The sequence below is a fragment of the Mesorhizobium sp. LNJC391B00 genome (genome assembly GCF_000502535.1).
In the GTDB taxonomy this organism is placed as follows: domain Bacteria; phylum Pseudomonadota; class Alphaproteobacteria; order Rhizobiales; family Rhizobiaceae; genus Mesorhizobium.
Window position 1 is genome coordinate 273,058 of sequence record NZ_AYWI01000007.1, and the last position, 25,915, is coordinate 298,972.

Consider the following 25,915-nt stretch of genomic DNA (forward strand, 5'->3'; position numbering starts at 1 on the left):
GCCCCCTCATTCGTCCGCTTCGCGGCCACCTTCTCCCCGAGGGGAGAAGAGGTCACGGACAGCTGAGCTGGTCTCTTCTCCCCAGCGGGGAGAAGGTGGCCCGAAGGGCCGGATGAGGGGGCCGCTCAGCGAAGGGTGGCGCCCACAAGCCGATATCAGGCAGGGGTCATCAGCGCCGGCAGCAGCGCGCCGGACACATGCTGCACCACGTTGACGCCCTTGGCATGCACGATAGGTTGCGCATACTGAATCAGCGGCAGCACATAGGCCTGCTCGGCGATATACTTGTCGACAGCCTTCCAGCCGGCGATGCGCTTGGCCTCGTCCTTCTCGCCCCAGAGCGGATTGATCATGTCGATCAGGTCCTGGCTGTCCCACACCGAATGCGGGCTCGGCCCATACATGGCAAAACCAGTCGACGTTGTCGGATCGCCGATGGCATTGCCCCAATTGTAGAAGGCGGCCGGCGCCAGCTTGTCGGCGGCGCGCAGCTCATAGTGCTTGGCGATCTCGTAGACCTCGATCGTCGCCTCGATGCCGACCTTGCGCCACATGCCGACGATTGCCTGGATCATCTCATAATCCTTGGGCTTGAAGCCCTTGGTCGTCTGGATGGTGAACTTGACCGGTTTTTCCGGCGAATAGCCGGAAGCCGCGAGCAGCTCCTTGGCCTTTTCAGGATTGTGCTCGACCTTGATCGAGGCATCGAAGGCCGTGTACTCCGGGGTCTCCAGCGTAGCGATCGGCTGGCCATAGCCGCGCAGCAGCCGTTTGACCAGAAGCTCCTTGTCCACAGCCATGACAGCGGCCTGGCGGACGTTCTTGTCCAGCATCGCTTCAATGTCATTGAAGAAGATCATGCCGATGTCGGAAACAGGCTTGCACGAGCCGGCAAGCCCGTCCTTGGCGATCAGCCGGTCATACTCTTCATAGGGGACCTCCAGCGTCACCTGCGAGGAACCGGATTCGATCTCGGCAACGCGGCTCGCCGCGTCGGTGACGAACTTGATCGTAACATTCTCGAAGGCCGGCTTGTCGCCCCAATAGTGCGGGTTGGCCTTCAGTCGGAGGAAAGCATTTCGCTCGAATTTTTCCACCATGTACGGGCCGGTGCCGATCGGCGCCTTCTCGAAACCTTCCGCGCCAACCTTCTCGTAGTAGGCCTTCGGCAGGATGTAGCCGGTCAGGAACGACATCCATTTGAAATAGACCGGATCGAACTGCACGACGTCGCCGGTGATCTTGTTGCCGTCGATCTTGAAATTGTTGACGTTCTTCCAGACGAACTGGATCGGATTGCCGGTCTTTTCGTCGCCCGCCCGCTGCAGCGACCAGACCACGTCCTCGGGCGTGAAGGGCGAGCCGTCATGCCAGGTCACGCCTTCGCGCACCGTCATCGTCACCTTGGTGCGATCCTCGTTCCAGCCCCATTCGGTGAGCAGGCCAGGCGCAAAGGACAGGTCCGGCTTTTGCGGAATGAACTGGTCGAACACTGACTGGTAGAGGCCCTGGATCGTCGGGTTGACGGCCGAGGGTCCGGTGGTCGGATCCCAGGACGGCAGGTTGACGTTATAGGCGATGGTCAGCTCGCCCGCTGCCGCCTTGGCGATCTCAGGCAGGCCGATCGCCGCCACCCCAAGTGCCGCGGCACTGTATCCCAGCAATTCTCGTCTGTTGATTGTCATGGTCGTTCCCCTTGTTGGTTTTGTTGTCTTTGCGCGGCACTATCAGTTTATCGATCCGGGCTTCGTGGGCAGCAGCGCCTTGCCTCTCGTCGCCTTCATGAAATCTTGCGAGCTACCTCCCGCCAAGCTGTTGCGCGAGCATGAAGCCGGAGGCCGCGCCGGTGCCGGCGCCGGGCCATGTCGCGGCGCCTATGAGATGCAGATTGCCGACCGGCGTGTTCCAGCCGGCATAACCGCGCGCCGGGCGGAACAGGAAATTCTGTGCCAGATGGTGGCTGCCGCAGACCTGGTCGCCACCGCCGAGATTGGGGTTCTCACGCTCGAGGTCGATTGGCGAGAACACTGCACGGCCGAGGATTTTCGGGCGCAGTCCGGGTGCGTATATCTCGATGATGTCGAGCACGCGCTCGGCGTAGGCATCCTTGACCTGATCCCAATGCGCGGGCGCGATCCTGCCTGCCGCATCGCCCAGGATTTCGGCAGGCAGCATGCGCACCTGCACCCACAGCACATGCTTGCCCTGAGGCGCGCGCGACGGATCGATCGCGGTCGGCTGGCCGACGACCAGCACCGGTTCGTCCGGCAGCATGCCCGCCATCGCCTGCTGATAGGTGCGCGACATCGCGTCGAGCGACGGCGACAGATGCACATAAGCGAACTGCCGAAGCTCCGCGCCGGCGCGCCAATCGGGCAGGTCGTCGAGCGCCAGATGGATCATCATCGTGCCCGGCGCGTGCCGGAATTTCTGCATCGCCGTGTCGAAGCCGGCGTCGCCGGAACCGTTGGGCAGCAACTTGCCGGTCAGCGCCCTGGGCGCGACGCCGGCAATCACTGCCTTGGTGGCCGTATGTGTCTCACCTGAAGCGAGTCGCACGCCCGATGCCTTGCCGCCGGCAACGGTGATCTCGGCAACTTCCGCCCCGGTGACGATCGTGCCGCCCGCCGAGGTGACCATACCTGCCAGCGCCCGGATGATCGTGTCGGCGCCGCCCTTGCCTAGCACCATGCCAAAGCTCTGGTTGGCGATCGATTCCAGATAGGGGAACACGGCGCCGCCGGCGATGTCGGGTGCGAAATCGAGATGCATGCCCCAGGTGGCAAGCGTTGCCCGCACATAAGGCGACTCGAAGGTCTCCTCCAGCCAGGCGCGAGGTGACGACAGCAAAAGCCGGCCGGTATCGAGCGCGCCTGACATGCCCTTCTTGCGCCACAGGTTCCAGGCGGTGCCGGCAAGCGCGCGGGCACTCATCGGCGATCCCAGCAGCCGGAACAGATGCTCGGCCTCAGCAGGAAAGGCGGCAACGAGCTTGCGCCACGTCGCGGCATCGGCGGCGGAGAACGCGGCCAGCCGCGTGGCAGTCCTTTCCAAGTCATTGCTGACGCCGAACCAGCGTCCGTCCGGAAAGGCGCTGGCGAAACAGTCGGCGACCGGCGCGAACTCAAGACCCTGCGCTTTCAATTCATTTGCATATTTCCGGTGGAAGGCGGAGCCGGCAAACAGGCTCAGATTCATTGCACCGAAATCGTGCCGGAACCCTGGGAGGGTGTATTCGTGGGTCTGGACGGCACCGCCGATTGCTGCGCTGCGCTCGAAAATCCCGGTTTTCCAGCCTTTCAGCGCCAGATGCGCGGCGCATGCCAGACTGTTGTGGCCCGCCCCGACAAAGATGGCGTCGAACTCGCTCACGCCCCGTTCCCATTTCCTTTATGCTTAAAGATAATTGCAGATGCATATGTTTTCGTCTAGTAGGATATTAAGGGCCGAGACGAGCCTTGATCTTCACCAGAAAGAGGGAACTTCAGACCATGGACACGCAAAAACTCCTCGGCGAAGTCGCCGGCCAGCTGCTTTCAGGCGCCATCAGGGTGGTCGACCTCTCTGCGCAACTCGGACCCGACACGCCTCTTATCAAGCTGCCGCCGGAGCTTGCCGTCGACACGCCAAAGGTCGAGATCCATAACATCTCCCGTTATGACAAGAACGGCCCGTGGTGGGCATGGAACTGGCTGAAGCTTGGGGAGCATTCGGGCACGCATTTCGATGCGCCGCAGCATTGGATCAGCGGCAAGGACTATCCGGACGGCGCCACCGACACCATTCCGGCGCAGAATTTCATTGGTCCGGTCAATGTCATCGACTGCTCGAAGGAAGCCGCCGCTGACCACGACTTCCTGCTCACCGTCGACCACATCAAGGCGTGGGAAGCCAAGCATGGCGCCATCAACGCCGGGGAGTGGGTGGTGATGCGCACCGACTGGTATAAGCGCAATGGCTCGGAAGCCGAATTCCTCAACGCCAACGAAACCGGCCCACATACGCCAGGTCCGACAGCCGAAGCCATCCAGTTCCTGATCAGCAAGGATATCAAGGGCTGGGGCTCAGAGACGATCGGCACCGATGCCGGCAAGGCAGGCGGGATGGAGCCGCCATTTCCAGCCCACACGCTGATGCACAAGGCGAACCGCTATGGCCTCGCCAGCCTCTGCAACCTCGACCAGTTGCCTCCAAAGGGCGCCATCCTGATCGCCGCACCGCTCAAGATCGAGCATGGCACCGGCAGCCCTATCCGCGCGCTGGCGCTTGTATCCAACGGCTAGGTGAAAGCACGCCAAGGTGAGCCAGCCGGATCACATCATCGTTGGCAGCGGCATCAACGCGCTGGTCTGCGCGGCGATGCTCGGCGGCAAAGGGGCGCGTGTGCTCGTCCTCGAGCGCAATGACCGCATCGGCGGCTGCGTGCGTACCGAGGAGATCACCGCTCCCGGCTTTATCCATGACGTGATGGCAACCACCTTCGTGCTGTTCATCACCTCGCCGGCTTTTGCGGCGTTGGGCGGCGATCTCGCCAGGCACGGGCTGGAATTCTGCCACACCGGCACGCCAACTGGCGTGCTGCGGCCGGACGGCAGTCATGCAGTGCTCACCACCAACCGCGCCGCCAATGTCGCGGCAATCAATGCGATTGCCGCCGACGATGGCGACCGGCATGCGGACGATGTCAGCGGCATCGAGCGCAATGCCGGCCTGTTGTTCGGCCTGCTCGGCGGCAGCCTGTGGTCCTATCCGACGGCGAAACTGCTGGCCGGCGATGCCTGGCGGCGCAGCCCACGCGGCCTTGCCGCCTTTCTCGGCGAAGCACTGGTGCCGGCGCGCAGCTGGCTGGAAAGCACCTATCGGTCCGAGACAATCCGCGCGCTGTGGGCGCCCTGGGTGCTGCACGCCGGGCTCGGACCGGAAGACGCCTTCTCAGGGCAGATCGCCAAGGTCATTGCCTTCGCGCTGGAAGCGGCCGGGGCGCCGATCGTCAAGGGTGGAGCGAAGACCCTGCTCACCGCCTTCGAAGCTCTGATAAGGGAACGTGGTGGCGACATCCGTACCGCCGCCGATGTCGCCTCGATCGTCCAGAGCGGTGGCCGCGCGACCGGCGTACGGCTCGCCTCGGGCGAAACGATTACAGCAAACAAGAGCGTCATCTGTTCGGTCACGCCGACGCAGCTTTACCACCGGTTGCTCGGCAGCGAGGCTCCCAAGGCCGATGTCGAAGCGACACAGAAATATCGCTACGGCAAAGGCAATTTCCAGATTCACTATGCGCTGAACAAGCCGCCGGCATGGCGCGGTGCTGGCCTGGACCAGGTGGCATTGTTGCACCTGACGCCGGGGCTCGATGGCGTCTCGAAAGCCTGCAACGAGGCGGCGCGCGGCATGCTGCCCGAAGTGCCGACCATCTGCGTCGGCCAGCCGCATGCGCTCGATCCGTCGCGCTGCCCGGAGGGCAAGGCGATCCTGTGGCTGCAACTGCCCGAGGCGCCCAGGCACATCAAGGGCGACGCCGCAGGCACGCTGCATGCACCGGCTGACGGACAATGGACCGAGGCGCTGCGTGAAGCCTACGCCGACCGCGTCGAAACCATTCTCGCCAGCCACATCGATGGCTTCAAGGGCAGCGTGATTGCGCGCCGCGCCTATTCACCGGCCGATCTCGAAGCGATGAACATCAATCTGGTCGGCGGCGACCCGTATGGCGGGTCGTCCACCATCGACCAGTCGTTCCTGTGGCGGCCGTTCAAGACCAGCCGCAACCATCAGACCGGCATCAAAAACCTCTATCACATCGGCGCCTCCACCCATCCGGGTGCAGGGCTCGGCGGCGGCTCCGGCTTTCTTCTGGCGGGCAGGCTGTGATGGAGCAGAAGGTCGCAGAAAAACGCCAGCGCATTTCGACGCTTGGCCAGATCGGCCTGCAGCAATTCGCGCCCTATCTGATGAACCGCATCATGGGGCGCTACAACGCCACCTTGCGCGACGATTTCCGCAAGCAGGGCCTGACCATTCCGCAGGTCCGCACGCTCGCCGTGCTGTCGGTCACCGACGGTGTCACCGTCAACGACCTCTCGGTCTACACCGTCATCGAGCAGTCGACCTTGAGCCGCACGCTCGACACGCTGGAAGGGCAAGGCTTCGTGCGGCGCGAGCAAGGCGTCACAGACAGCCGCATCCGCCATGTCTTCCTGACCGATGACGGCCGCGCCGAGTTCGCGCGCGCCTGGCCGGCAATGCATGACGCGTTCGAGGCGATGTTCGACGATGTCGACGACGCCGAATACGCGGCGCTGATCGCCACATTGCAGAAGATGCTGAAGAACATTCGCAAGCACGACATCTAGACGTTAGGCGCCGGCCGCACCGCCGGCAACGGAAGGTTGGAAAAATGGCCGAACGCTCTTTTGCCAAGGAAGTCGAAAAACTCAGGCTCGGCGCCGGCGAGGAATTTGCGGGCGAAGGCATTCTCGCCATCACCAAGGCGCTGCTGCAATGCGGCGTCGGCTATGTCGGCGGATACCAGGGCGCGCCGATCAGCCATCTGATGGACGTGCTGGCCGACGCACAGGAGATTCTGGGCGAACTCGGGGTGCATTTCGAGGCGAGCGCCTCGGAAGCCACCGCCACCGCCATGCTGGCGGCCTCGGTGCATTACCCCATTCGCGGTGCGGCGACCTTCAAGTCGACCGTCGGCACCAATGTCGCGTCCGACGCACTGGCCAACCTCGCCTCCGGCGGCGTCACCGGCGGCGCGCTGATCATCGTCGGCGAAGACTATGGCGAAGGCTCCTCGATCATGCAGGAGCGCAGCCATGCCTTCGCCATGAAGAGCCAGGTCTGGCTACTCGACCCGCGCCCCAATTTGCCGTCGATCGTCAAGGCGGTGGAGGATGGTTTCGAGCTGTCCGAGGCATCCAACACGCCGGTGATGCTGCAGGTGCGCATCCGCTGCTGCCATGTGCATGGCCATTTCATCGCCAAGGACAACAAGCGCCCGCCGATGACGGTGGCCGATGCGCTCGACGCGCCGCGCCGCGACACCGGCCGCATCGTGTTGCCGCCCGCCTCCTTCCTGCACGAGAAGGAGAAGGTGCAGAAGCGCTGGCCGGCGGCGGTGGAGTTCATCGCCAAGAACAAGATCAACGAATTCTTCGGCTCGGACCACGGCTCGGTCGGCATCGTCATGCAGGGCGGCATGTACAATTCGGTCATCCGCGCGCTGCAGCGTCTCGGCCTCGCTGACACCTATGGCGAGACCGATGTGCCGCTCTACGTGCTCAATGCCGTCTATCCCCTGATCGACGACGAGTTCCTCACCTTCTGCGAAGGCAAGCAGGCGGTGCTCGTGGTCGAGGAGGGCCAGCCCAACTACATCGAGCAAGCCTTTGCCGCCATGCTGCACAAGGCCGGGCGCGGCACCAGGCTGGTCGGCAAGGAATATCTGCCGATGGCCGGCGAATATACCGGCCAGGTCATGCTCGACGGCATTGGCGCCTTCCTGCGCGCCGAATCCCCGCATCTCTTGCCGGGCGAGGTGCGCGCGCCCAACAAGGTCGGCGATGGCGTCGACGCCGCCGACCTGATCAACGTCGTGCCGGGCCGTCCGCCGGGCTTCTGCATCGGTTGCCCGGAGCGGCCGATCTTTGCCGCGACAAAGCTGGTCGAGCAGGAACTCGGGAACCATCACATCGCATCCGACATCGGCTGCCATTTGTTCTCGATCATGCCGCCTTTCGAGCTCGGCGCCACCACCATGGGCTACGGGCTGGGGCCGGCATCGGCATCGGCGTTCAATTCGCCCGACGCCAAACGGCGGTCGATCTCTTTCGTCGGCGATGGCGGCTTCTGGCACAATGGCCTGACCTCCTCGATCGGCAACGCGGTCTTCAACAAGAACGACGGCGTCATCGTCATCGTCGACAATTTTTACTCCGCCGCCACCGGTGGGCAGGACATCCTGTCGTCGCGTGCGGGCAACAAGACCAAGTCGACCAAGCATCCGATCACCGAAGCGGTGAAGGGCATGGGCGTCAAATGGCTGCGCCACATCGACCGCACCTACGATGTCGGCAAGATGCAGGACACGCTGCGCGAGGCGCTGACGACGGAGGAAAAGGGACCAAAGGTCATCGTCGCCTCTTCCGAATGCATGCTCAACCGCCAGCGTCGCGAAAAGCCGCTGGTCGACAAGGCGATCAAGGGAGGGACCCGTGTCGTCAAGCCGAAATTCGGGGTCGACGAGGACATCTGCACCGGCGACCACGCCTGCATGCGGCTGTCCGGCTGCCCGTCGCTGTCGGTGAAATCGCTCGACGATCCGTTGCGTGACGATCCGGTGGCATCGATCGACCAGAGCTGCGTCGGCTGCGGCAATTGCGGCGAGGTGGCGGACGCCGCCGTGCTGTGCCCATCCTTCTACCGCGCCGATGTCGTGCACAATCCGGGCCGCTGGGACCGTTTCCTGGAAAGCGCTCGCCGCGCCGTGATCGGCCTGATGCAGCGCCGCCGCGAGAGCCGCAGGTTGACGTTCGCCGATGCTTGACCAGGCTTCGCCCTTGCGTCCGAAATCCGGTGCCGCCGATACCGAGCCGGTGATCAAACTCGCTTTGCTCGCGGTCGGTGGCCAGGGCGGCGGTGTGCTCGCCGACTGGATCACCGATGTCGCCGAGCGCAATGGTTACGTCGCGCAATCGACCTCCGTCGCCGGCGTCGCCCAGCGCACCGGCGCTACGATCTATTACGTCGAGATGGCCCGCGACACCGGCCGGCTGCCGGTCTTTGCCCTGTCGCCTTCGCAGGGCGACGTCGACATACTGATCGCCGCCGAGCTGATGGAAGCCGGCCGCGCCATCATCAGGGGCTTCGTCACGCCCGATCGCACCACGCTCATTGCTTCTTCGCATCGCATTGCCGCGGTGTCGGAAAAGATCGAGCCGGGTGACGGCCGGGCCTCGTCTTCGAAGGTACACGCGACGGCGGAAGCTGCATCGAAACGCTTCATCGCCTTCGACATGGAAAAGATCGCCGCCGATAATGGCTCGATGATTTCCGCCAGCCTCCTTGGCGCGCTGGCAGGCTCCGACGCATTGCCGTTCAGGCGTGAAAGCTATGAGCAAGCGATCGGCGCCGGCGGCCGGGGCGCGAAAGCCAGCCTCGCTGCCTTCGCCGTTGCCTACGACCGCGCGCGCGGTACGACCGTCCCCGCGCCAGAGCCGGCAGAACCGGCCACGGTCGACCCCGCTCCGGGTGCAGGGCGCGTGAGCGGTCCGCAGAACCTGCTGCAGGGTTGGCAGGCACTGGCTGCCCGCATCGACCTGATGCCCGCGGCGGTGCGCGACATGGCGCTCCGGGCGCTGAGAAAGGTCGTCGACTATCAGGACATCTCCTATGGCGGCGAGTATCTCGACCGGTTGGACAAGGCCGTTGCGCTTGATGATCCCGGCCACGCCCATGCATTGTCCATCGCCGCCGCCAAGCATCTGGCCAACGCGCTGTGCTATGACGACATGATCCGCGTCGCCGATCTCAAGACTCGCTCGACCCGCGACCAGCGCGTGCGCCGCGAGGTCGGCGTCAAGAACGGCTCGATCCTGCAGGTAACCGAGTATTTCCATCCGCGCATCGAGGAGTTCTGCGGCACTTTGCCGGCGGGGTTGGGCAGCTACATTGAGAACCGGCCGAAACTCGCTGCTTTCCTTGATCGTCGCATCAACCATGGCCGGCGCATTCGCACCGACAGCTTTGCCGGCTTTGCGGTCCTCTGGTTCATCGGAGGCCTGCGCCGCTGGCGGCGGCGCCTGTTGCGCCACAAGGTCGAGACGGCGCATCTGGAGCGCTGGTATGCGCTGGCGCTCAGCCACGCGCCTCAGGACTACGCGCTCGCCGTCGAAATCCTGAACTGCCGCCGGCTGATCAAGGGCTACAGCGACACCCACCTCCGCGCCCAGTCCAAATTCGATCGCGTGCTGTCGGCGCTCGATCTGGTCAAGGGCCGCGATGACGCTGCCGACTGGATCAGGCGGTTGCGCGAAGCTGCGCTGAAAGACGAGAAAGGCGACATGCTCGATGGCGCGCTGAAGACGGTGGCATCGTTGTGATCATGGTGTCGGAGGAGGTCGAGCTTAGGCTGGTACCTCTACGCTACTGCCGCCGTTTCCCTACTCCCACTGGATTCGCGGATTGAACACGCCGCTTCAAGCGATCGCAGCTCGGCTTCCACCCGGATTGCGGGAAGCGTTGCCGGCCGACCTGCGGGCGTCAGTCGCGCGATATGGACAGCCCCGAGAGAAGCGGAGCGTACGCGGCGAGCCTGCGGGATACGAACTCGGTGAAGAGCCGCACCCGCTTCGTCTTGCGTGTCTCGCCTTGCGTGAGAAGCCACAGTGTCCCATGCATGGGCACGTCGATCCCCGGCACCCTCACCAGCAGGGGGTCGGCATCTCCGACGAAGCACGGCAGTTTCGTTATCCCAATCCCTTGGTGCGCCGCGATGATCTGCGTCTCGGCGTCAGGTGTCCTGAACGGTACTCCCGTGACGTGAACTTCTCCCTCGCGCGCCCAGTCCGGAATTCCATGATTGTCTATGCCTATCCACCGGATGGGATCAGGCGTGCCCGCACGCCACGCGGCTAGTCGATCGCGAGACATGTAGACGCCGCTGAACAGCTCCGGTCCCTTCAGGCCGTGAAGATTGAGCGGCAGGGTCTTGCGGTCGGCGACAATGCGGATCGCGACGTCGGCCTCTCGGTTGGTCAGATTTGCCAGCTCACCGGACGACAAGATTTCCATCTCGATGTCGCGATGCAAACGCGCGAAGTCGGCGAGATCCGGCATGAGCAGGTGTGTGGCGAGGAACGGTGGAAGCGTCACCCGCAAAAGCCCGCGCGCGCTCTGGTCACGACCGAAGACTCGCGTCTCCAGTTGGTGCGACGACGCTTCCATCTGGGTCGCGAGATCGAGGACCTCCTCGCCCGCAGCCGTCAAGCGGTAGCCGGAAGGCAGCTTTTCGAACATCTGCGCCCCGAGGCGTTCCTCGAGCTGAGCGATGCGCCGCAGCACGGTCGAGTGGTTCACACCGAGGTGTGCGGCGGCAGCACGCACCGAGCCTACGCGCGCGGCGGCAAGAAAGTAGCGAACGTCATCCCAGTCGATCATGGTGCATTCCTGCGCAGCGAAGTGCGGCTTGCAAAGCCCATACTAACACGATCAGCCGTAGTTCGTGCGGTCGCCGCGGCGTTCAATCATCTAGCTGGATCGTTTTCGCACCAGCGATGTGCGCGATTGCGCACTCACCGCCCGACTTCGGCGAACCCATCTTGAGGCTCTCGCGGGACTTTCCCGTACAGCCAAAGATACGAGACGGCGAAACGAAGGATGCATGACATGAACAGACTGAATGGAAAGACCGCTGTGATAACTGGCGGCGCTACGGGCATCGGTCGCGCCGCAGCCAAGCGCTTTATCGAGGAGGGCGCCTTCGTCTTCATCTTCGGCCGCCGGCAGGAAGCGCTCAACGCCGCCGTGGCTGACCTTGGGCCTAGTGCCCGCGCGGTTAAGGGCTCGGTCTCGGATGAGGCCGACCTCGACCGACTCTACGCTGCGGTGAAGGCCGAGCGCGGAAGCCTCGATATCGTCTTCGCCAATGCCGGGGCGGGAAGTCTGCTTCCGCTCGGGCAGATCACCGCCAGGCACATTGACGAAACCTTCGACACCAATGTGAAGGGTACGATCTTCACGGTCCAGAAGGCGCTGCCGCTGATGAGCCAGGGCGGTTCGATCATCCTGACCGGCTCGAGCGCCGGCACCACGGGCGCTCCGGGGTTCACTGCCTATAGCGCGAGCAAGGCGGCAGTGCGCAACCTGGCGCGGACCTGGGCGGAGGACCTGAAGGGCACCGGCATCCGGGTAAACGTGTTGTCGCCCGGGGCGACGGCGACCGAACTCGCGAAGGAGGCGTTGGGCGAGGAAGGCCAGAAGGCCTACGGCGCGATGACTCCGCTCCAGCGCATGGCCAATCCGGCGGAGATCGGGGCCGTGGCCGCCTTTCTCGCGTCGCCGGACAGCAGCTTCATGACCGCCAGCGAAGTCGCCGTCGACGGCGGCCTGGCTCAACTCTGACCCCCAGCGCGGTCCGTACCTGGGCCGCGCGCAACGAAAGACAAAGAATTATGAAAAAACTCGAAGGCAAGATCGCAGTCATCACGGGCTGAAGCAGCGGGATCGGATTGGCCACAGCCAAGCGCTTCGTAGAAGAAGGAGCGCACGTCGTGATTACCGGGCGAAGAGAGAAGGAGCTGAAGGAGGCCGCAGCCTTCATCATGAAAAACGTTACGACGGTCGTGGGTGACGTGTCGCTCCTGGAAGATCTGGATCGCCTCTATGCCGTCGTGAAGGTGAAACATGGTCATATCGACATTCTCTTCGCCAACGCCGGCGCGGGGACGATCGCACCGCTCGCCGTCGCTACCGAGGCACATTTTGATCAGACCTTCGATGTGAACGTGAAGGGTCTGTTCTTTACGGTGCAGAAGGCCCTTCCCCTGTTCAAAGACGGCGGTTCGATCATCCTGAATTCTTCAGTGTCGAACGTGTTGGGGCTTCCAGGGTTTAGTACCTACGCCGCGAGCAAGGCGGCTGTACGCAACTTCGCGCGCGCTTGGACACTGGAATTCAAAGACCGCAAAATCCGCGTCAATGCAATGAGTCCGGGACCAATCGAGACGCCGGCCTTGGAGACAACGACTGGCCTTACCCCTGAGCAAGCCGAGCAAGCGGCCGCCCAGTTTGCGTCACAGATCCCAATGGGTCGCAGGGGCAAACCAGAGGAAATCGCTGCTGCCGTCACGTTCCTCGCCTCCGATGAAAGTTCTTTCGTCACCGGCGTGGATCTCGCCGTAGACGGAGGCATGGCGCAAGTCTGACCCCGGCATTAGCACCAGATCGGAGAAGTACTATGAACTATGCAATCGTAGGATTCGGCAATATCGGACAGGCCCTTGCCAAGGCGTTTGCCCGAAACGGCATCGAAGTTTCCGTTGCAACCACACGCGACCCGGAAAGCTTTGCCGCCGATGCGGCCGCGATCGGACCCACGATCATCCCCAAAAAACTGGCGGAAGCCATCAAGGCGGACATCATCTTTTTGGCTGTCCGCTTCGAGGCGCACCCGGATCTCGCGAAGGCACTCCCCACCTGGCAGGGGAAGACGATCATCGATGTGACCAATGCCTATGGCGTGCCCCCGGAGGAACTGGGAGGACAACCTTCTTCCAAGTTCATTGCGCAGGCCTTCTCTGGCGCAAAACTGGTCAAGGGCTTCAACCATCTGGTCGCCCCGGTGCTTGATCAGGATCCGGCCGTACATGGTGGCCGGAGGGTCGTGTTCCTGGCAAGCGACGATGATGCTGCCGCAACACAGACTGGGGAGCTTGCGGAAAATCTCGGTTTCGCGCCGATCAAGCTTGGCGGGGTGTCGGAAGGTGGCCTGCTGGTCCAGGCGCGCGGAGACAGCTGGGGTCATCTGATCTTCAAGGACTTGGTCAAATTCGACTGACGAGCGCGACGTCCCCACCGGCAAAGAAACCACGCACTCGATCGGAACTCGGATCGGATCAAGCGCGATCCGATCCGAGCAAAATGGAGAAATCACTATGAGCACCGAGAAGAATATCCACTCCTAAGGAGATTTCGATGTACGACCAATCCAAGGTATCCGAGTTAATCCGGTTCGCACGAATCGAGGCGGGCTCCACCGTGATCGACGTCTACCCTGGCGACGGAGACTGGACGCGCCTCTTCTCCGACATCGTCGGATCAGAGGGGCGGGTCTACAGCTTCGTGCCGGCCGAAGTCGCCCACTTCAAGAACGATCCGGTCGGCCTCATGCGGACGCTCGCGAAGGAGCCGGGCCGAGAGAACGTCGAAGCCGCCTCGGCGGATCTCGTCGCGATGCCGGAGGTCACGCCGCCAGCGGATGTCCTATGGCTGCACCTGTTTTACCACGATCTTCACACCGCCCTGGTCCAGAAGAAGGGTGCGACGGCGGCCGACTTCAATCGAGCTGTCTACAAGCGGCTGAAACCCGGTGGGTCCTACGTCATCGTCGACCACGCCGCCGCCGCTGGGTCGGGCACGAGCGACCCGGTCGCTGCATCGGATCGACCCTGCATTCGTCGGCGAGGAGGTGGAGGCGGCCGGCTTCGTACTGGACGCGGAAAGCACCGTGCTGGTGAATAAGGATGACCCGCACTCGATCAAGGTGTTCGATCCCGCGATCAAGGGCGAGACCGATCGCTTCGCGTTCCGGTTCGTGAAACCCTGACAGCTCCCGGGCGCCGACTTTCATGTCGACCTCTCCAATGGGCCAATCAACTCGGGTTGGCACCCGTCAAGCTGGGAAAGGTCAACGAGGATGGCGCGCTGGTGCACGCACGCGATGCGGGCAGCGCCTTGAAGGCGTCCGAGGTGATGATAGCGACAAGGTTCTGGAGCACACCTGCCGCAGGTTCCTGATCTGAACTTGATGAAATGACGGAAGTCGCCGCGCCGTTGAGGGAGCCGGCGCATCCCTGGGGGATGCGCCGGGACAAACGGTTCAAGAATGGTGGATTTCCGTTCCCAGCACCTTCAGGCATTCACGGATGAACGCCGCAAGCGCGGTCCAGCCTTTGGCTGAAACCATGGTCCCATCGACATAGGCGTCGGTGGGAGACAAATCGATATAAGTGCCGCCGGCAAGCGTCACCTCCGGCTCGCAAGCGGCGAGCGCCGCCACCTTCTTGCCGCGCACGACGCCGTCGACCGCGATCAGAATCTGGACGCCATGGCAGATCGTGAAGATCGGCTTTTTCGCCTCGTGGAAATGGCGCACCATTGCCTGTATCCGCTTGTCGGTGCGGATGTATTCGGGGCCACGACCGCCGGCGCAATAGACAGCGTCGTACTGGCTCAGCTGCTTCTCGGCGTCGGCAAAGGTCTTGTTGATCAGCGCGTTGTGGCCGGGCTTTTCGGTGTAGGTCTGATCGCCCTCGAAATCGTGCAGCGATGTCTTGATCATGTCTCCGGCGCTTTTGTCGGGGCACACGACATGAACGGTGTGTCCCACCGCTTCCATCGCCTGCTGATAGACGAAGATTTCATACTCCTCGGTGAAATCACCGGTCAGCATCAGGATTTTTTTGGCTGGCATGTCTTTTCCTCTCGGCTTGTTTCAGGGGCGAGGTGCACTGCGCCTCCTTCCCGGTATCGAAATCGGCCCAGAACGAGAATTCGTAGGCGGCAGGCTGGGCGAACAGCGGCGCGCCGCGCTTGAGGGTGCCTCGGGCAAGCAACATCGCCAGGCTACTCGAACGCAGGCAGGAGCCTGTCCCGCGAATTTTCGATGTGCGCACGCATGGCTTTTTCGGCGGCGTCCGGATCGCCCGCGGCAAAGGCAGCGAGAATAGCCTCGTGCTCGTCGAGCGCCTCTTCGGTCACCCTGGAGTGATACATCAGGCGGAAGATATGGAAGTGGGTATGCTGGTGATTCAGCGTCTCGCGAATGAGTTCGTTCTGGGCGAACTCGACGATCTTGTCGTGGAAGATCGCATCCTGACGGGCGAAGTTCGAATAGCGCAGGCGTTCGTCTTTCCCCACCCGCCGAGCCATGACGCCGGCCGTCTCCTGCAGCGCGGCAAGGCGCTCGCCGTCCATTGTTGCGGTGGCTTTGGCCGCGGCGGCAGGTTCAAGCAATAGACGCAGCTCGTAAAGCTCGTCGAAGCGCCGGCGGGTGATTTGCGGGGCGGCGCGATAGCCGATCAGGTGGGTTTTCAGAACCAGCCCTTCCCCCTCCAGCCTGCCAAGCGCTTCACGAATGGGGGTATGCGAGACGTTGAATTCCTTGACGAGATTGTCGACGGTGATGCGCGATCCCGGAGCAATCCTCAAAGACATGAGCTGCGCGAAGATTGCTTCGTAAACGTCGCCAGCCAGACTGTTGGCGCGCTGAATACGACCGGTCGCACGGGCTTCATTGTCAACCGTCAGGTCCGTGTTCTGCATCGTTTGCCTCTTGACAGAACCACCCACTAACATGATGCTCCGCGAAACTCAATCCTATATCCTATACGATTTTATGAGGATATCGCATGATCATGACCTGCAGCGCCGAGGTCGGCCTCTGGCACGAAGCCAAGCCTGTCGGCTTCCAATCCGTCTTCGCAGGATTTTGTGCATGAGCTTGTTTGCAGCGGCGCGCCTGCCGAGCGAGATCCTGTTTGGCAAAGGCCAGCGCCATGTCCTGCCTGCCATTGCCGCCAGACATGGGCGGCGTGCGTTCGTCTGTACCGATGAGCGCTTCGCGGCGACGTCGCAGTTCGCCGAGATTCTGGCTGGCTTGCACAACGCGGCGATCGAGGCGCTGGTCTTCGACCGAACGCTGCCGGATGTGCCGCGCGACAGCGTCGCCACCTGCATTGCGGAGGCGAAGGGTTTCAAGCCCGACATGGTGATCGGAATCGGGGGCGGCAGCTGCCTCGACATGGCCAAATGCGCTGCACTTCTGCTCAGCCATGGCGGCAAGCTCGAGGACTACTATGGCGAGTTCAAGGTATCCGGCCCTACCCTTCCGGTAATCGCAGTGCCGACGACGGCTGGAACAGGCTCCGAGGTGACCCCCGTCGCCGTGATCTCCGACCCGGATCGGACGCTGAAAGTGGGTATCGCCAGTCCGCATCTCATCGCGGCAGTGGCGCTTTGCGATCCGGATCTGACGGTGACCTGTCCACCGTCCTTGACGGCGATCGCCGGCGCCGACGCGCTGACGCACGCAATCGAGGCCTATACAGCGGCCAAACGCGGCGTCGACCCTCATTTGCCGCAACAGCACGTGTTCATCGGCAAGAGCGCTCTGACCGACCATTTCGCGCTTCTGGCCATCAGGCTGCTCGGCCGCAGTCTCGAAAAGGCATATCGCGACGGATCGGACGAGGATGCGCGCGCCGACGTCATGATGGGAGCGCTGGCCGCCGGTTGCGCCTTCGGTACGGCGGGAACGGCCGCCGCCCATGCGGTGCAGTATCCCGTTGGCGCGCTTACCCACACCCCGCATGGCCTGGGAGTGGCCACGATGCTGCCCTACGTGATGACCTACAATCTGGCCGCAGCAGCCGCGGAGATTGCGGAAGTCGGCACTGCTCTTGGCCTTTCCCTTCAGGGCGGCGCCGCCGATGCCTTGGCGCACGCCACCATCCGTGAGGTGAGCCGGCTGTTTGGCGCCATCGGCATCACACCGACATTGGCCGAACTGGGTCTTCCCGAAGACAAGATCGACTGGACGGCTGAGCAGGCGCTCGGCATCGACCGGTTGATCAAGAACAATCCGCGTCCGTTCGACCTCGCCGCGATGCGACAGCTGGTCAGGGCTGCCTATGACGGCGACATGTCCGCCACCATGATGTGATCGACCAGGAGTTCATCCAATGAACATTGCCGCAGGCATATCCGACGAGGATCAAGATATGTTCGACTACGCCACGGTCTCGCACGGTCTCTACATTGGCGGACGCTGGCGGCCCTCATCGGAGGGCCGCGTGATCGAAGTGGTCGATCCCTCGACTGAAGCCGTGATCGCTGCGGTTCCCGATGCAACGCTCGCCGACGCCGCCGCCGCCGTCGACGCTGCCGCAAAGGCGGCGGCCGGCTGGCGCGAGACCCCGCCACGCAGGCGATCGGAAATCCTGCGGCGCTGCTTCGAACTGATGACCGAACGGGCGGAGACGTTGGCCGCGCTGATCTCGCTGGAGAACGGCAAGGCGCTGCGCGATGCGCGCGGCGAAGTCGCCTATGCGGCGGAATTCTTTCGCTGGAACGCCGAGGAAGCGGTCCGCATCAACGGCGAGTTCGGCCTTGCGCCCTCGGGCGCGAACCGGATCATTGTCGACTACCAGCCCATCGGCATTTGCGTGCTCATCACGCCATGGAATTTTCCAGCCGCCATGGCGACACGTAAAATCGCTCCGGCGCTGGCGGCCGGCTGTACGGTGATCCTGAAGCCCGCCAGCGAGACGCCGCTGACGGCCTATGCGCTTGCGGCGCTCTACGAGGAGGCCGGCGTGCCGCCCGGCGTCGTCAACGTCCTGACGACCTCGACCCCCGGGCCGGTGACGGCGGCCATGCTGGCCGATCCGCGCGTGCGAAAGCTGTCCTTCACCGGCTCGACCGGCGTCGGCCGCGTGCTGCTGGCCGAAGCCGCGAAACACGTCATCTCCTGTTCCATGGAGCTTGGCGGCAACGCACCCTTCATCGTCTTCGACGACGCCGACCTGGAAGCCGCCCTTGACGGTGCGATGGTTGCCAAGATGCGCAACGCCGGTGAAGCCTGCACGGCCGCCAACCGGCTTTACGTCCAGGCCGGCATCCATGATGCTTTCGCGGAAGGCTTGACCAGACGCATGGCGGCACTCAACCTGGGCCCGGGCACAGACTCAGACACAGAATGCGGGCCGATGATCACCAGGAAGGCTGTGCACAAGATCGACCGGCTTGTGCAGGACGCCGTTGCCCGCGGCGCCAAAATCCTGTGTGGCGGCGGCGTATCTGAAGGCAGAGGCTTTTTCTATCCGCCAACGGCGCTCAAGGACGTGCCGGCCGACGCCGCCATGCTCCACGAGGAGATATTCGGTCCGGTGGCGCCGATCATGCGCTTCGACAGCGAGGCGGAGGTCATCGCCAAGGCCAACGACACAGAATACGGTCTCGCGGCCTACATCTACACGCGCGACCTGGCCAGAGGAATGCGCGTGGCATCAAAGATCGAGTCGGGCATGATCGCGCTCAACCGCGGCCTGATGTCGGATCCGGCGGCGCCCTTCGGCGGAGTCAAGCAAAGCGGGTTGGGGCGAGAAGGCGGCCAGAAGCACGGCGTTGCCGAGTTCATGGAGGCCAAGTACATCGCCGTGACCCTGTGAGCGGACATCACGCCAAAGATCCGTTTCGCATTCGCGATCATGTGGTCGAGTTCGATGACATCGTCGCCGAGATCGTTCGCAGAAGCGAGGAGACCAGGGCGAATGTTCCCATGGTCGCCGATGTCGCCTACGGGGCTGACGCCACCGAAACCGTGGATCTGTTCTTTCCCGAGGGCAAACGGGACCGCCTGCCGGTGCACATGTTCATCCACGGGGGCTATTGGCGCATGTTCTCCAAGCGCGACTATTCCTACGTCGCCGAGACCGTTACGAACGCAGGTGCGATCGCGGTCATTGTCGACTACGCGCTGATGCCGACCGTCAGGATGGCCAGGATCGTCGACCAGGTGCGCCGCGCCAAGCGATGGGTATTTGACAATGTCGCACACCATGGCGGCAATCCCGGCCTGCTGACCGTTAGCGGTCATTCCGCCGGTGCGCATCTGGCAACAATGCTTTTCGACGGTGACGAGCGGCCTTCCGGCATCAAAGCTGCGCTGCTGCTTGGCGGCCTTTACGACCTGAAGCCATTGCAGATGTCGTTCCTTGCCGCGGAGATCGCGATCACCGACGAGGAGGCCCGCCGATTCTCGCCGATCGACCACAGTTTCGATCCATCCGTGGGCGTAGATATCTCGGTCGGCGCCGATGAAACGCCGCCGTTCCACAGCCAGGCCGCACTCTTCACGGACCACCTTGACACACAGGGACTGACTGTTTCGCGCACCACCCTTGGTGGGGCCAATCACATGAGCAGCGTCCGTGACCTTGGCTTGGCTGGTACCGAGGCCGCGTCACTGCTGGCGCGCGTCGTGGCCGCCTGAGACTTCCGCCAGAAGCGCTGCTGGGCGCGACCGTTCTGCAAAGTAGCGTCGCAGCATCGAGGTGCCGACAGCGGTGGCAAATCTTCCGCCACCGGTCGCCATACCGTAAGCCCGCCGGCGATGTCGACGTCGACGTGGTTCATGCTTTCCAGCGTGATTGAGCTTGATAACCGATGTCGGCGAGCGCCGTCATGCCGGCAGCGCAGTTGAGTTCTCAAAGCCAACCGGCCAAAGATGCCCCTCAGGGGAGAGCGGGCCGGCGTTCCGTAACCTCGCCTTCAGAATATGATAGCCTGCGGCACCCGGAGAAGGGAATCTGCGCTCTCAAACCAGCATCGACTGCTGGGCGGAGATCCCAGCCGTCGCGCCGTGCGATATTGCCAGGGTGACCGATGGCGGCGTGAGGGGGTTGGCGAGGTCGCCCGCGGCGTAGATGCCGGGCATGCTGGTTTCGCGGCGCTCGTCGACCTTGAGGATTACGCCGAGGGGCGTATCGACCGTGGCGAGGCCCAGTGATTCGTGCAGGCTTGCGGACGGCTTGTTGCGCGGATGCGCGAACAGGATGTCGACCGCGACATTGGGGCCGGTATCGAGCTTGACGGTGGCGTTATGCCCCCCTTGATGGGCGATCTCGCTGATCCGGCCGTCGACGACAGGTATGTTGCGGCGCGCCAGACCGGCCCGGATGTCGGGAGGAATGTCGTGACCATCGGCAAACACCGTCAACCTGTCGGTCCAATCGTGGTACAGCCTGACATAATTGTGCGACGGCGGGCCGGACCAGACGAGGCCCCAATGCTGGCCGGCGACTTCAAAGCCGTCGCAATAGGGGCAGGGCACGATGGACGTGCCCCAACCTTTGGCAAAGCCCGGAACATCAGGCATCTGGTCGGCGACGCCATAGCTCAGGATCAGGCGGCGCGCGCCGAGGCTTCCGCCATCGCCAGTGAGGACGGAGAAATCGTCGATGGCCCCGGAGAGGCTGTCGGCCCGGGCATTGACCAGCTTGATCGTGGGATAGCGCGCCAGCTGCCGCCGCGCCTCGGCCAGGATGTCCAGCGGTGGCTTGTGATCGTGGCCGAGCAGGCCATGCGAGTGGCCGGCGAAGCGGTTGCGCGGCAGGCCGGTATCGAGAACGGTGACCTTACGGCGGGCACGGCCGAGTTGCAGGGCACCGGCGAGACCGGCAAAGCTGCCGCCGATGATGATGACGTCATCCATGATGGGCTCCGTGTTGTGGATGAGGGGCTGGTTGGACCAAACCTACCCATCGGCTTGCGCATTTCAGAAACTACATGGTATCGTAATCCAAGAATTAGGATACTGTCAAGGACTGGAATTGTCGTGACCGAAAATAGCCAGGGCCGGCGCGGCCGGCCCGCCAACGAGGCGCTTGGCCAAACGATACTCGACGCTGCGTCCGAACTCTTTGTGGAATTGGGTTTTCAAGCGACCACATTGGACAAGGTCGCCCAGCGGGCGAAGATATCCAAACTCAGCATCTATCGGCACTTCGAGAACAAGGAGGCGCTGTTCAGCGCGGCCATCGCGTCCGGCTGCCATCAGTTGTTTACACCACAGGCCCTTCTTGAATGCGTCGGCGGTTCGGTCGAGGATCAGCTCATGGCGGTGGGATCATCCCTACTTCGCACGCTTTTGAGATCAGATGTCCGCAGTGTCGAAGCCATGGTCATGGCCGACCAGACGAATCCAAAGTCCTTAAGCAAGCTCCATTACGAAGCCGGCCCCGCCAATGTCATCGCCCAAATCGAGGCCCTGTTGCGTCAGTTGCACGCGAAGGCGGTTCTGAACGTGCCCGATCCTCTCCGGTCCGCCCGCTTGTTTGCCGCGCTTTTCAAAGGATCCGATCTCCTGATTATCGCACGCTTCGATGAGGCGAGAGCAGCGGACGACAACGAAGTCGAATCCTATTGCCGGTCGGCCGTCGCCATGTTCATGGCTGCGCACGGCTAGCAGTCTGCCCTGCCGCTAATCATTGTATTTCTGCGAAATACTCCGCTAGAGCCGCCGTCGCGATGGCGCCCATCCACCTCGTGTCGATCGCGTCGGGGTGGGGCTGCGCGCCCGCCGGTGAGCGGCATCTCCTACCTGCTCCGGTCACAGCGCTGCTTCGGCCGACCCTGTGCGGGCGAGGAAGAGAATGCCGGTTACGGACGCCAGAACCGAGCAGATGACGTGTCAGCCGCCGCGAAGGACACCTGCGGACGGAACGTTTTTTGGTACACTTGAGTACGTCCATTCGTGGGTCGGACTCCAGCGGCTCGTGCCCGACGCGCCCCGGGGAAGGCCGCTGGTGCCCGCGACAGATCCTTCCAAGGTGCGGGTCTGGAATGGCCCAAAAATTCTCTCGAGCTCCCGGAACATCGGTCCGCCCCTGTGGTTCGACAAGCAGCGGCACAGTCGATCCAACCAGGCATCGGCCCGCTTAGGACAGGCGCGAGGTCCCTACCCACAGATCTTGCGAAAATAGGAGCAAGCTATGCGAGCGTTGGTCTGGCACGGCAAGGAAGACATACGCTGCGATCAGGTTTCGGACCCGGAAATTGAGGATGAACGTGACGCGATCATCAAGGTGACGAGTTGTGCCATATGCGGCTCCGACCTTCACCTCTACCACAACTATGTGCCAGCCATGCTGCCCGGCGACATCATGGGCCACGAGATGATGGGAGAGGTCGTTGAGGTCGGCAAGGGCGTCAACGGCGCTCTGAAGAAGGGAGACCGCATCGTCGTGCCGTTCACCATAATCTGCGGTGAGTGCGACCAGTGCAAGCGACAGAACTTTTCGGTTTGCGAACGCACAAACCGCAAGAAGAATCTCGGTGACAAGGTGTTCGGGCACACCACCGCGGGTCTGTTCGGCTACACTCATTTGACCGGCGGCTATCCTGGGGGACAGGCGGAATACATGCGTGTGCCGTTCGCCGATGCCACGCACATAAAGGTGCCTGACAGCCTTACCGACGAGCAGGTTCTCTTCCTCGGCGATATTTTTCCTACCGGATGGCAGGCGGCGGCACAGTGCGACATTGAGCCCACCGATACGGTTGCGGTGTGGGGCTGTGGCCCAGTCGGGCAGATGGCCATACGCAGCGCCCTGCTGCTCGGCGCGAAACAGGTGGTGGCGATCGATTGCCTGCCGGAGCGGCTTTCCATGGCCGCGGCCGGCGGCGCCATCGCCATCAATTTCGCCGAGGAAAGTGTCGTCGAACGACTGCGGGAACTCACCGGCGGAAAGGGCCCGGAGAAGTGCATCGATTGCGTCGGCATGGAAAGCCACGTCTCGCTGGCCCAGCCCGATACCGTCTACGATCGCGCAAAGCAGTTGATGCTGATGGAAAATGATCGACCGCACGTTTTGCGTGAGATGATCTATGTCTGCCGGCCGGCCGGCGTGATCTCGATCCCCGGCGTCTACAGCGGGCTGGTCGACAAGATTCCGATGGGACAGGCAATGAACAAGGGGCTCACCTTCCGAATGGGGCAGACCCATGTCAACCGTTGGACCGAGGATCTGTTGCGCCGCATCGAAGATGGCCAGATCGACCCATCCTTCGTCATCACACATACCGTGGGGCTCGAGCAGGGACCCGAGATGTACAAGGTGTTTCGCGACAAGCAGGACAGCTGCATCAAGGTTGTGCTGAAACCGTAGGGAAATCGTCATGAACGTGATTGCCAAACTTACCAACATCACCCGATCGCCTGGCGATCCCAAAGTGCTGAAGACTGGGCAGAGTGCGGTCGCGGCCTCCGATGGCCTTGCCCGCAAGCTCGGCTGGTTCAGCATCGCGCTTGGCGTCGCCGAGCTGGTTGGCGCCGAGCGGATTGCCGGCGCGCTCGGCATGCGCGGCAAGGAAGATCTGATCCGCGCTTATGGGGCGCGGGAAATAAGCAGCGGCATACTCTCGCTTTCAGTGGACAAGCAAGCGGGGCTGTGGAGCCGGGTGGCCGGCGACGGCCTGGATATCGCGACATTGCTGACAGCGTATCGGCATGGCAACCCAAAGCGCGATAATGTGGGCCTTGCGCTTGCGATGGTCGCCGGCATCACATTGCTCGACATCATCGGTGCGAAAAGCGTGACCGCGCGCCACTCTCGGAGGGGGACCAAGCCACGCGACTACAGCGATCGAAGCGGCTTTCCCGGAGGCACTGCCGCAGCCCGCGACCGTGCCCGCTCGCAGCGCAGCCAGAAGGCCGGCGCAGCCTGATAGAGATTGCGGAACCCTGGCGGCATGCGACCTGGAGAGGTGGCATCTCGTCAGGCCCTAACGCCAGAGGTGGTAGCTCTCGGCGAGCCGAGTTTGCTGGAACAGAGTGGACCGTCGCGCGGCCGTTCTCGCCATCTCCTGGGTCACCGCCGCGCATGGGTTGTGTGGCCGGTGCGTTAAAGGCACGAAGCAAGCAGCGATCCGACCGGCGTCGAGCCTTCCATGTCTCTTGCCTTGGCAAGGTTCCGGCGATCCTCAGGCCGAGCCGCGTTCGGGAAGCTCGGTCTCTTCCGCCACCCCTTTCCGCAGGTCTCGGCGCAAGCGTTCCGCTTCGTCGGAATTATTATCGTCGTCTGTCCGCTCGAGTTCGCGATCGATTGTCTCGCGCGACCCCTCTGCCGGATCCTGTTGCGGAGATGTGTTCGGGCCGGTTTCGATCTTGCCGTCGCCGGGAACGGTGCGGTCGCCAGACTTCGTCATCTTCAGCTTCCCTTTCATCTGTCATCTGCCTCGGCATCTCCGATGGCATGAATTTGGCCGCTTCCTGCCGAACCGGATCGTCGACGCTTTGTTCCGGGAAAGCCCCCGCAGGTTCGTGCTGGTCGGCCCGGGGCATTGGTCGATGCCCATGCCGGGAAGCATCCTATGCCAACGAGTCGGCGGCAGCCTCATCGATGTCGTTATCAGCATGTGGGCTGTTTCGGCCCGGACACGCGAGCACGCCAGGCTCGCGGCGAGTTTTCGAACCGAAGCAGATGCGCAGCGTAACAACTGGATGTATACGGAAAAGGCTGCCTCATCCACGACATCGCGCTTTCGGTAATGGCCGGCGGCATGCTCGCCTGGGCGGTCCGGCAGCTGGTAGCGAACTGGTCATAGGCCTTTGCAAAGCCGCGTCGATGAAGCGGGTGCGGTAGCGCTGGTCGGTGTAGCGTCGAGGCATCTGTCAATCGGAGACAAGCGCGACCGCTTTTGGGACCTCACTGTTTTTTCCACCGGACTCGACATCTCACTATCATAGTTGATTGTGGCTGCCGGTGACCCTGCGTAATGGATAGTCCAACTCTCCAACAGGAAAATGGTATGTTGTATCCGGGTCGGTTTTTGGGGCCAAGCGACATTGAGATGCTCGCCCAGGTTTGTCACACGGTCTGCAAAGAGCGCGCCCTACCTCTTGCTTCGCAGAACGGAGAGCGCATAGCCGCGCATATACTCAGGCTGTTTATGAACGGCTTGATTGAGCAGAATGAACTGCTTGATGCTGAGAGGAACTGGGCTCTTCGGCCTGACCGTTCGGTCCAGCAGACGATGTCAACTACACGCACATGAGAGGCCGCGGGACCCAGTTTGGTAGTCGGAAAGCCGCCAAGGCCGGTTGGGAACAAACCTGACATTTGAGCGTTTGTAGAGCCCTTTCACCGGGCAACTCACCGAAATGCTTCTTGCCGTGAATGATGCGATGTCGACGGCCGTTTTGGCGGGCAGGAGCGCCAATGCGGAAGTATTCGGTGTGGTCGACCTCACCAACAAGGCTGAGGTCGACATCGGCATCACCAGCTTGGGAAGAGCCATCCAGTTCGTGGCCAACGCCTCGGTGCTTGGATATGACATTCGCGGCGCCATGGTCTTCTATGGCGCGCCCGGCACCCGGAGCCTAAGGGCGAGAGAGTGCGAGCGCTTGTGGGCGCAGTTTGGCGGCGCGCTTCTACAGCCGTAGCTCTATCAGGACGTTCGCCCCACCCGTTCATGGGCGCACGGAGCTAGGCGCTACCCAGCCGCAGCGGGAATCTCTCGGTGCTAGGTCGCACTAAGCAGCTTTTCGGTGATGGGTTGTGTGCGTCAAGTTCTGCAAAATGGGCGATCATGAAACTGGTCATGCGGCTTGGCGTAGAGCGAGCTTCTT

Annotated in this window: 22 protein-coding genes and 1 pseudogene; 16 read left to right on the top strand and 7 right to left on the bottom strand. The window is 62.8% G+C overall.

Annotated features, from left to right (window positions below; all coding sequences use genetic code 11):
- Window positions 1-155: 155 nt before the first annotated feature.
- Window positions 156-1,685, bottom strand: coding sequence for an ABC transporter substrate-binding protein (locus X750_RS145465; RefSeq protein ID WP_023686913.1), 1,530 nt, complete (start codon window positions 1,683-1,685; stop codon window positions 156-158).
- 112 nt (window positions 1,686-1,797) lie between these two features.
- Complete coding sequence (locus tag X750_RS145460) at window positions 1,798-3,372, bottom strand: NAD(P)/FAD-dependent oxidoreductase (protein ID WP_023748013.1); 1,575 nt, start codon at window positions 3,370-3,372, stop codon at window positions 1,798-1,800.
- Between the two features lie 119 nt (window positions 3,373-3,491).
- On the opposite strand from X750_RS145460, the gene X750_RS145455 reads away from it, so the two are divergent.
- Genes X750_RS145455 through X750_RS145435 form a run of 5 tightly spaced genes read left to right on the top strand, consistent with a single transcriptional unit; the run spans window position 3,492 to window position 10,106 of the window.
- A complete protein-coding gene (locus tag X750_RS145455; protein ID WP_023708108.1) occupies window positions 3,492-4,283 on the top strand; it encodes a cyclase family protein in 792 nt (263 codons plus the stop codon).
- A 16-nt stretch (window positions 4,284-4,299) separates the two neighbouring features.
- On the top strand, window positions 4,300-5,871 hold the full coding sequence (locus tag X750_RS145450) for an NAD(P)/FAD-dependent oxidoreductase (protein WP_023704704.1): 1,572 nt from the start codon (window positions 4,300-4,302) through the stop codon (window positions 5,869-5,871).
- Entirely contained in the window at window positions 5,871-6,353 is a 483-nt protein-coding gene (locus X750_RS145445; RefSeq protein ID WP_023667791.1) for a MarR family transcriptional regulator, read from the top strand. The genes X750_RS145450 and X750_RS145445 overlap by 1 nt, the downstream gene beginning before the upstream one ends.
- Window positions 6,354-6,397: 44 nt before the next feature.
- Entirely contained in the window at window positions 6,398-8,551 is a 2,154-nt protein-coding gene (locus tag X750_RS145440) for an indolepyruvate ferredoxin oxidoreductase subunit alpha (RefSeq protein WP_023704702.1), read from the top strand.
- Complete coding sequence (locus tag X750_RS145435; RefSeq protein ID WP_023704701.1) at window positions 8,544-10,106, top strand: indolepyruvate oxidoreductase subunit beta family protein; 1,563 nt, start codon at window positions 8,544-8,546, stop codon at window positions 10,104-10,106. Before X750_RS145440 ends, X750_RS145435 begins: the two co-directional genes overlap by 8 nt.
- A 160-nt stretch (window positions 10,107-10,266) precedes the next feature.
- Here X750_RS145435 and X750_RS145430 read toward each other — a convergent pair whose 3' ends face one another.
- On the bottom strand, window positions 10,267-11,163 hold the full coding sequence (locus X750_RS145430; RefSeq protein WP_023667788.1) for a LysR family transcriptional regulator: 897 nt from the start codon (window positions 11,161-11,163) through the stop codon (window positions 10,267-10,269).
- Between the two features lie 228 nt (window positions 11,164-11,391).
- On the opposite strand from X750_RS145430, the gene X750_RS145425 reads away from it, so the two are divergent.
- The 4 genes and pseudogenes from X750_RS145425 (at window position 11,392) to X750_RS1000000164815 (ending at window position 14,329) form a co-directional block, all read left to right on the top strand.
- Window positions 11,392-12,126, top strand: a complete 735-nt coding sequence (locus X750_RS145425; protein WP_023751778.1) for an SDR family oxidoreductase — start codon at window positions 11,392-11,394, stop codon at window positions 12,124-12,126.
- A 101-nt stretch (window positions 12,127-12,227) separates the two neighbouring features.
- Complete coding sequence (locus X750_RS11245) at window positions 12,228-12,929, top strand: SDR family oxidoreductase (protein ID WP_245261085.1); 702 nt, start codon at window positions 12,228-12,230, stop codon at window positions 12,927-12,929.
- Window positions 12,930-12,961: 32 nt separating this feature from the next.
- A complete protein-coding gene (locus tag X750_RS145420; RefSeq protein WP_023708105.1) occupies window positions 12,962-13,561 on the top strand; it encodes an NADPH-dependent F420 reductase in 600 nt (199 codons plus the stop codon).
- Between the two features lie 137 nt (window positions 13,562-13,698).
- Window positions 13,699-14,329, top strand: a pseudogene (locus X750_RS1000000164815) (class I SAM-dependent methyltransferase).
- Window positions 14,330-14,602: 273 nt separating this feature from the next.
- Here X750_RS1000000164815 and X750_RS145415 read toward each other — a convergent pair.
- Window positions 14,603-15,196, bottom strand: coding sequence for a DJ-1/PfpI family protein (locus X750_RS145415; RefSeq protein WP_023667783.1), 594 nt, complete (start codon window positions 15,194-15,196; stop codon window positions 14,603-14,605).
- A gap of 152 nt (window positions 15,197-15,348) precedes the next feature.
- Entirely contained in the window at window positions 15,349-16,047 is a 699-nt protein-coding gene (locus tag X750_RS145410) for a GntR family transcriptional regulator (RefSeq protein ID WP_023704694.1), read from the bottom strand.
- A gap of 172 nt (window positions 16,048-16,219) precedes the next feature.
- Here X750_RS145410 and X750_RS145405 point away from each other — a divergent pair, with 172 nt between their 5' ends.
- The 3 genes from X750_RS145405 to X750_RS145395 all read left to right on the top strand — a co-directional run bounded on the left by X750_RS145405 (window position 16,220) and on the right by X750_RS145395 (window position 19,777).
- Window positions 16,220-17,446: an iron-containing alcohol dehydrogenase gene (locus tag X750_RS145405; protein WP_023748015.1), complete on the top strand. Its 1,227-nt coding sequence runs from the start codon at window positions 16,220-16,222 to the stop codon at window positions 17,444-17,446.
- A 58-nt stretch (window positions 17,447-17,504) separates the two neighbouring features.
- A complete protein-coding gene (locus X750_RS145400) occupies window positions 17,505-18,953 on the top strand; it encodes an NAD-dependent succinate-semialdehyde dehydrogenase (RefSeq protein WP_245271877.1) in 1,449 nt (482 codons plus the stop codon).
- A 110-nt stretch (window positions 18,954-19,063) separates the two neighbouring features.
- Window positions 19,064-19,777, top strand: coding sequence for an alpha/beta hydrolase (locus X750_RS145395; protein WP_245271875.1), 714 nt, complete (start codon window positions 19,064-19,066; stop codon window positions 19,775-19,777).
- Between the two features lie 324 nt (window positions 19,778-20,101).
- Here the strand turns inward: X750_RS145395 and X750_RS145390 are convergent, their stop codons facing one another.
- On the bottom strand, window positions 20,102-20,998 hold the full coding sequence (locus X750_RS145390; RefSeq protein ID WP_023748018.1) for an NAD(P)/FAD-dependent oxidoreductase: 897 nt from the start codon (window positions 20,996-20,998) through the stop codon (window positions 20,102-20,104).
- 123 nt (window positions 20,999-21,121) lie between these two features.
- On the opposite strand from X750_RS145390, the gene X750_RS145385 reads away from it, so the two are divergent.
- From X750_RS145385 to X750_RS145375, 3 genes are all read left to right on the top strand, one after another.
- Window positions 21,122-21,751: a TetR/AcrR family transcriptional regulator gene (locus X750_RS145385; protein ID WP_023748019.1), complete on the top strand. Its 630-nt coding sequence runs from the start codon at window positions 21,122-21,124 to the stop codon at window positions 21,749-21,751.
- Between the two features lie 526 nt (window positions 21,752-22,277).
- A complete protein-coding gene (locus tag X750_RS145380; RefSeq protein ID WP_031243126.1) occupies window positions 22,278-23,453 on the top strand; it encodes a zinc-dependent alcohol dehydrogenase in 1,176 nt (391 codons plus the stop codon).
- A gap of 10 nt (window positions 23,454-23,463) precedes the next feature.
- Window positions 23,464-24,012, top strand: coding sequence for a hypothetical protein (locus tag X750_RS145375; protein ID WP_023710080.1), 549 nt, complete (start codon window positions 23,464-23,466; stop codon window positions 24,010-24,012).
- 255 nt (window positions 24,013-24,267) lie between these two features.
- Here the strand turns inward: X750_RS145375 and X750_RS145370 are convergent, their stop codons facing one another.
- Window positions 24,268-24,492, bottom strand: coding sequence for a hypothetical protein (locus X750_RS145370; protein ID WP_156931519.1), 225 nt, complete (start codon window positions 24,490-24,492; stop codon window positions 24,268-24,270).
- 979 nt (window positions 24,493-25,471) lie between these two features.
- On the opposite strand from X750_RS145370, the gene X750_RS145360 reads away from it, so the two are divergent.
- On the top strand, window positions 25,472-25,729 hold the full coding sequence (locus X750_RS145360; RefSeq protein ID WP_245261076.1) for a hypothetical protein: 258 nt from the start codon (window positions 25,472-25,474) through the stop codon (window positions 25,727-25,729).
- The last annotated feature ends 186 nt before the right edge of the window (window positions 25,730-25,915 follow it).